This window comes from Macellibacteroides sp., from assembly GCF_050251695.1.
GTDB lineage: Bacteria > Bacteroidota > Bacteroidia > Bacteroidales > Tannerellaceae > Macellibacteroides > Macellibacteroides fermentans.
In genome coordinates this window covers 1-8,020 of the sequence record NZ_JBFWMI010000116.1, presented here as the reverse complement: position 1 = coordinate 8,020, position 8,020 = coordinate 1, and the positions used below count along the sequence as shown (strand labels likewise).

The 8,020-nt window shown below is 34.9% G+C and carries 5 protein-coding genes and 1 pseudogene; 1 reads left to right on the top strand and 5 read right to left on the bottom strand.

All coding sequences use genetic code 11. From position 1 onward, the window contains the following. Window positions 1–148: 148 nt before the first annotated feature. The 5 genes and pseudogenes from AB7E53_RS13325 to AB7E53_RS13305 all read right to left on the bottom strand — a co-directional run bounded on the left by AB7E53_RS13325 (window position 149) and on the right by AB7E53_RS13305 (window position 6,781). Window positions 149–613, bottom strand: coding sequence for a very short patch repair endonuclease (locus AB7E53_RS13325; RefSeq protein ID WP_446776203.1), 465 nt, complete (start codon window positions 611–613; stop codon window positions 149–151). Window positions 614–953: 340 nt separating this feature from the next. Further along, window positions 954–3,161: pseudogene (locus tag AB7E53_RS13320) on the bottom strand (GmrSD restriction endonuclease domain-containing protein); the annotation flags it as partial. Window positions 3,162–3,198: 37 nt separating this feature from the next. Next, window positions 3,199–5,022 carry a DUF262 domain-containing protein gene (locus tag AB7E53_RS13315; protein ID WP_446776201.1) on the bottom strand — a complete coding sequence of 608 codons (1,824 nt, stop codon included), beginning with the start codon at window positions 5,020–5,022 and terminating at the stop codon, window positions 3,199–3,201. A gap of 445 nt (window positions 5,023–5,467) precedes the next feature. Continuing rightward, window positions 5,468–6,250, bottom strand: a complete 783-nt coding sequence (locus AB7E53_RS13310; RefSeq protein ID WP_446776199.1) for a hypothetical protein — start codon at window positions 6,248–6,250, stop codon at window positions 5,468–5,470. Between the two features lie 237 nt (window positions 6,251–6,487). Further along, window positions 6,488–6,781, bottom strand: coding sequence for a hypothetical protein (locus AB7E53_RS13305; RefSeq protein WP_446776197.1), 294 nt, complete (start codon window positions 6,779–6,781; stop codon window positions 6,488–6,490). Window positions 6,782–7,076: 295 nt separating this feature from the next. On the opposite strand from AB7E53_RS13305, the gene AB7E53_RS13300 reads away from it, so the two are divergent. Beyond that, on the top strand, window positions 7,077–8,020 hold a 944-nt coding region (locus AB7E53_RS13300), incomplete at its 3' end, for an IS4 family transposase (RefSeq protein WP_446776196.1).

Here is an 8,020-nt window from a genome sequence, read left to right as displayed (position 1 = left end):
CGTTCCTCACCGCCCTTGCACACTACCAATAACAGCCTTAAAAAGCATTTGTAAATCCAAAAAGAAAAATTATATTTGTAGTGATTTTCCTAGAATATGAACCAGACAGAGTTTAAATTACACTCCCGATACACATGTCACATATATATTATTTATCTTCCTTAGGATTAAACAATTTTACATTTACAGTAAGCGGAATTAACTTATTAAGAACTGACATAAGATTTTCAAGAGTTTCATCTCGTTTGGATGGTTTTAATTCACATTCCCATATAATAATTACATTCCACCCCATAGAATGAAGTTTAGAATAATTATCTGCATCTCGTTCTTTGTTCCTTCGCATCTTTGCTTCCCAAAAATCAGTATTTGTCTTAGGTAACTTAGCATGTAAACAATCATGAGAATGCCAGAAACAACCATTAACGAAAATAACAGTATGATAGCGGGATAATACAATGTCGGGAGAACCTGGAATACGCTTATCATGAAGGCGATATCTGAATCCATGATGGAAAAGAAAACGACGCACAATCCACTCTGGCCGCGTATTTTTTCCTTTAATATGCGACATACATAAGTGTCGTTTTTCCTTTGTCATATTGTCCGACATACGATTCTTATTTAAGGTAAAAGTATATAATATTTTGAAACAATATAAATTCAACAGATATATTCTTAGTTCCAATTATCAGAAGGAAATAATTAAAAGGTATTACATAAAAAAATCACCTCCAAACAAACAACTGACTTGCATGTTTGTTTGGAGGTGATTTATGAGATTACGTTATCGTAGGGGGATTAGATCAAGCTCCTAGCTACGGTTAGGCAAGCCATTACGATGGTACTTGCTCATCAGTTTGACAAGCCTGTTCAGACTGCTTACGTTCTTCTATTGTCGAATCCACGAGGGTCTATTCAATGGGAACCTCGTAATCTTGTTCTTTTGTTTTTTATGTAGTCAAATTATTGAGCTGTAATTGAATATGATAATGGTGTTGAACCAAAGCGGAGATTTTTTCAATAGCAAACTTTATTCTATCAATCTCATCTACTCCGTCTATGTCTTGCTTGATTGTCCACGTTTCACTATTCTCTTGGGAGAAATATATAAATCCATAACCAACCGAAGCTACAGAGGAAACAGGATGTAAAATACCTAGTTTCTCTCCATAGTTACCTAAAGACAAAACCGGTTCTTTGTATTTCTCACTCAATTTCTCTGAAAGTCTATTAAATATCACATTCAAATATGGATTCCAGTGCTGACCATTAAACTGATGTTTATTAAGCGCCACACAGACATAGTTATTATTATCATGCCATGTTAATTCGCCATCAGCTCCTCTTAACATCTCAGGGTACTTAGCAAAATAATACCTCCATTGGAATTTATTCTCGATTTCTTGTTTTGAAATATAACTTTGTATAATACTTTCAATTGATTTGCCATTTTTAACACGGTTCAACAAATCACACAAAACATTCATTGTCTTTTCAAAATTGTCGCGATTGCGACTTTTATGTAGAAGTTGTGTCCAGGTTGAGCGATTAGAATTGCCCATGTAGTATCTATTATAATCTTTCTGCCTATAATCATCGATAGAAATCATAGCTTGATGAATCATGTTGTAATTTGCCTTTTCAAACACAGAATAGAAAGTTTCCACAAGATTAAGATTCTCATACCTCAATCCAGAAACATAACCATATATCAATGGATGGTCTTCGAACATATAGAGGTTATTCAATTCATCAATTGACATATCTTTTTTCTTGTTCTGCTTCTCAACTTCTTCCTCTTCTTGGAAGCCGTTGAACCTGTGTCTTAATTCTTTGTTGATATTCCCAGTCAATATCAAGGTAGATACTTCATTTAAAAGATCCTTCATGAAATCTGCATCACCACGAATTTCACCAGAATTAGAGTTCCATATAAGATTTCTAAGCACTCTTAGTCTAATTATAAAATCACATTCTGTAATATCATTCTTATTTATTAAGTAGGTTATAATACCGTACAAAAACAGAAAGTCACTATATGAGAAATTATTATTAACTTGGTAAAGCTTGACGCATGCATGAAAAAAGTTTTGACTACCACGATATTCTGTCAGTGCCTTATAAGTAGCCACTTTGCCAACTTCATAAGAGGCATTAGAAAGGAAGCGATTAAAAAACTCATCAATACTATTATACTCAACCATCACAGAATGCCAACAGTCAAATGCTTTTTCTAGATATATTTTGTTTTCATCTGCATTGGGAGAATCATTATAAAGAGTCTTAATTAGTTCAAATTCATCATTCGATTTCTCAACAGACTGCAAATAACACAGAATATGGCTGACATAAAAGAAGTATCTCATAAATTCCTTATCTACAATTCCTTCATTGTCGCGATAAGGGAACAAGATATCTGCCCACTCTACGTCAAATTTGTGATTGATAGTCATAGCATCTTCGGAATCTCGTTCATAAAGGTCTTCATATTCAGCTTTGAAATGTTCAAAAGCTGTCAGTTTCTTACCTCTGGAGTTCATCTTGATATACAGCTCATCTGAAAATCCGTTATCAGACAACGGCAAGAAATAGAATACTATGCGTTCTTCCGCACCTGTCAAAATTTTCCACAGATTTGAAATATTGCTAAACTTTTCCCTTATCGCATCAAGCATGACCAACATGCTTAAAATTGTAGGATCATTTAGCCACGCACCCATAAACCAATTCTGGTCAATTAGTTGCATTTTGATTGACTCATTCATTGAAGGAGTAAAATCCATCAGGTGGTTGCAAAAGTCACGGGAGCTTGGTCGGATATCATACGTAAAGTTTTTTAAAAAGGAATAGTCTACAGGGGCAATATTCTCCTTCTTAGCAGCATACCAGTGCAACAGATATAACGTGGTTAGTCTTTGCTGCCCATCCAAGGGTGTTACTACAAAGCTTTCTAATTTATCTACGTAAATCTTACTCCAAATTTTTTCTGTTTCTCCATATACAAAGTCCAATTTCATGACTTCATAATTAGGGCCAGGTTGTGTAAGGTAACCCTCAATGGCTTCTAGGAATCTATTTCGCACCCTATTTACATCTTCTGTTGTACGTCCTTGAGCATAATCTCTCTGTACCATAGGTATCAAAACATGATATTTATCAAGGAAAGACTTAAAGCTATGCTTCTCGTACTGTTTGCTATTCGTTTCCGTAACGTATTAGTGATTTTATTAATTTAACTTCATTTCCATCGGCACTCTTGTTGTTATATAACACATCATTCATAGCTTGTACATAACTTATTCTATCTTCCTCTGACCAGAAATGAAGTTTTGTATCTGACGAAGAGTAGTATTTCATAAATACGTTCTTCGTGCATGTTGGAATATAGTCACCTTTCTTGTCCATTTCAATCATCTTAGCTCGCTTAACATCAAATGTAGAATTATTTAATGCTGCATTTTCTCCTACAGTAAGCAATGCCATATTTGATAAAGAGTGCATTTGCGTTTTGTCATCCCCATCTGAAAGAATGTCAACAACCGCAGGAGTAATCGCTCCAAATTCATCTCTGATTGAACCTTTGTATCTTGGGTTATCAATGTTTGCAATTACTTGGTCCATTTTAGCAATAACATCTTTGATATGATTCGCTTCTGAAGATTTCTCATCGATGCTCTTCAAAATCTCTTCAAGTGAAAGTTTATGTAATTCCAACCAATCTCTCCAATCACGTGCAGTCTTCAAACTTTCAGAGTTTTGCGCATGGATATGCTCCAACGACCAATTGCCTTGTTTTTTGTACCGTTCAAATGGGAATCTGTTGTTCTCATCTCCTTTCTGTCGAATTGTTTCTACATTAAAAAGAAGAAGTAATGTGTGAAGATATGGCTTATGAGATTCATAATTTAACTCCACATAGTCTATTTCTTCCTGCTGATCCCCTTCTCCTTTGACAAATACCATTCTCTTTCGAATATTCCTTATTATTACTTCACGGAATTCAGATTTTCTAAGTGGTTTCTTTTCATTCATGGCCATATCTAAAAGACTCTTCACACTCATTCCACATGCCACTAGGAATCCAACCTGATGATAGAGATTAAAATCGTTATACCATTCTCTAAGTTGCTGATAATAGCGCACAATCACTTCCCATGTTTCAAATTTGTTGGTACTATCCTTGAATCTTTCATAAAACCTATTGAAAGTATAGAAATTACTCTCATCTGTAGGCTTCATTTCAATCATATCAAAGAGTAACTCCATTCGGATAGGATATTTCACTGCCGGTTCATTCGTAATAAATGCCCAAAACTTATCATCGTGAAGCTCTTTCTCCATAGCATCCCACTCAAGGGCAATTTCATGCTGTTTCTTGTCATTTATTCCATAATAATTTGCATAGACTCCATTAGAATTTTTCTTTCCTCTACCAAGAAAGAGAGCCTTTATTAGTTCGGCATTAGTAAGGTAGATTTTGCCAATATTAAGTCTAGTGAATATGTTTACACTATCTTCATTGTTATCCACTTCGTACCAGATAATCGTAACGTATTTCTGGAGTTTTGCAGCAAAATTCATCATACGAATTTTATTGCCAGCAAACCAATTCTTTATAATTATAAATGAGTTTTTGATGAATAGCTCATCGATATTACTTGATGGAGCTACCAGGTCGATTGTGTCTATTTTTTCCAGTAACTCTCTACTGCCTATATGTCCATTTTCGCTTTTCCGAGTTGTGTATTCAATACTGTAATTCAAATCGATATAAGTAGAAAGGTACTTCATAACAAGATAGAGAGTTGTCATACGCTGTTGTCCATCTATCAGTTCATAAACATCATTATTCTTCTTCACAACAACAGGCTGAAGACAATATTTTTGTCCATCAGAAATTTCATCAATATCATTAAGAAGGTATTTAACCTCATCTTCGGACCAGCGATAACCTCTTTGGTAGGCCTCAATAATAAAATTACCGGTTATATCTCCTATTACTTTTTCTTCGAGATTCATATTATACTATATTATTTTATTATATTATTATTACCTTAATATTCTCTTATACTGCATCTTGATATTATCCGTTTACACTCATTATAATAGTCTGGATGCTTCTTATGTAACGTTAAAAGAATCAGACAAATCAAATTCTACTCGCAAGTCAGATTCTGAAACAAAACATATTTAAAATTGATGACCTAAGCAAATTACTACAACAACCACTCTCCGGCACACAACTTTCTTACGTGTTAGGTCGTGTTATTGATTACGTTATGGACTTAGTTTGATTAAAACAGGCTCCATGTTACAGTTAGGCCAGCCATTACGATGGCTACCATACTCATTAGCTTGATAAAAGATGTTGAAACTGAGGCCGGAGATATCTTAAAAGGGGGCGTATTAAACCCCTATTTATTTGTAGCATTATAGATAATCTTGATAAAGGTATCACGGTAACCTAGGATACTACTCCAACGCAACAGGTAACATTATTTGCTTTCAACTTGAGTTTTATCTCCTCTAGAATATCTTTATATTGATCTGAATCGAGATCGATTATTAAATTGTAGATGTGATTCGATTCCAGAAAAGCATTGTCTATGCCAAAGTATTCTTTCTCTGTTTCTATGGCTTCTTTCCATTCTTTTACCCCCGTATAATCGTTTCCTGTCCAATAAGGGTCATTGGCAAAAAAGACATAAATCAAGGCTACTTTAATATTATTAGTTTTTATATAATTATGGAATACTAATCTATTCGCAAACTGATAATAATTATTCATCCAATCAACATCTTCCTTTAAACCTAACGTTTTTCTTGTATATTCCAATTGTTCAGATATTTTCTTTATTGATACAGGACTTGTTGCATCACAATCACTACCAAACTCATTGTTTCGACGTGCTTTTGCTTCAAATAGTAGAAGGGTTTTATCTCCATTTTTATCAGTCAAGACTGCAATCCCATCCCAACTAGGACCTCCTTTTGGCCAATCATTTCGAATAACATCAGGTTTACCCATTTCATTCCAAAAAGAGTTAGAATCTCCATCAAATTTACCATCCCAAAAAGTACCGTCCTGAAACTCTTTATAGGAAGTCTTTTCTATCGGAGAATACCAATTGATTTTTCCTTCCTTCCAATCTTCATTTAAGGCTAGAATACTTGAATCCAATACTTCGTGGTTTTCTACTGCAATTCGGAAATCTATCAGACTTCCGGCTTTTCCTTTACTAGACATAATGCAATTATTTATTAGTTTCACAAAATAATATTAAATAGGATTCACAAAAATCAAATCAGACGTAAGGCTACGTTTTATTCATCAGCTTTTCATACATTAGTCTTTAATTTACTTATACTAAATTAGTGAATAGTAGATGTTATATACGTTAACAATGCATTATTGCAAATGTATAAAATATTCTGAATAAATCATTATTATTAACATTTAATTCCGTAATTTATAAAAACCAATTCAGGGTGCTTTTCTGTATTTTTCGATGTTTCGTTCGGGGTTGAAGTATTCGTCCAAGTATTTTTGATAGCATTTATCTTTATCAACACCCGGTGTGCCGAAACAACACATGTCTGCGCATTGCTCGTAAAGAACATTGCTCATGTAATCCTTAAATGCTTCTTCCTTATCCTCTGGTTTCCCTATGTAGCCGACGTCGAAATGCTGTTCATAGAAACCGAAGAACCTTGCTTTGTCGTTCGGGTACTCTTCCGAACCTTTGTAGTACTTGTAAATTGAATAGTCCTTATCCATGATGTGGTTGATTTAGAGTTTCCTTTCTCTGTTAGTACATATCCCCCTGTTTTTCCAGTATTGATTTTCGCTTGTTGATTATTGATTTATATTCTTCTTTCATTTGCTGCGGCAAAAAAGAGGTGTCTATAAAGTTGAGCCATTGGGGTACTATTTTCCGGTATTTCTCGTATCATTGCTGTCCCATTAAAATCTAAAATAGTTCTTTGAAATATTTGAAATTTAGTTAGTTATAGAGGTTTTTCGAGCGCGACGATTTCAATTGATAACTTTGCAGCCCATAATAAAGGCTGCAATGAATAAAGAGAAATATGTGTTTGCCCAGTTGATCTCATTTCTGAATGAAGATAAATTCCGACGTATTGTCAACAAGTTCCAAGGGAATCGTTACATCAAGCATTTCACTTGCTGGAATCAACTACTTTCTTTGATGTTCGGGCAACTCTCCAATCGTGAAAGTTTGAGAGATTTGATTATCGCTCTTGATGCCCATCACTCTAAATGTTATCATTTAGGAATAGGAAGGAATGTATCAAGATCATCTCTGTCAAGAGCCAATCAATATAGAGACTATCACATCTTTGAAGAGTATGCCTACTACCTGATAAACGAAGCAAGACAAAAGCGAGCCACGGAAATCTTTAAACTCGGAGGGAACATCTATGCCTTCGATTCGACAACCATTGATTTGTGCCTGGCCGTATTCTGGTGGGCAAAATTCCGCAAGAAAAAAGGTGGTATCAAAGTCCATACATTATACGATGTGGAAACACAGATACCTGCATTCATTCATATCACTGAAGCGGCAGTACACGATTCAAAGGCAATGAAAGAAATCCCTTATGAATCTGGCTCTTACTACATCTTTGACCGGGCTTATAACAATTTTAAGATGTTGTATAAGGTTCATCAGATTGACGCATTCTTCGTTGTCAGGGCAAAGAAAAACCTGCAATACAAATCCATCAAATGGAAACGCAGACTCCCCAAGAATGTACTTTCAGATGTGACAATCGAATTGATTGGTTTTTATCCCAAGCAATACTATCCCGAGCAGTTCCGGCTTGTAAGATACTGGGATGAAGAACAAAAACGAGAGTTTGTATTTCTAACCAATGCGATGCACATTTCTGCTCTTCAGGTGGCTGAACTTTACAAGAACCGCTGGCAAGTAGAGTTGTTCTTCAAATGGCTGAAGCAGCACCTCAAAATCAAGAAGTTTTGGGGTACTACCGAAAA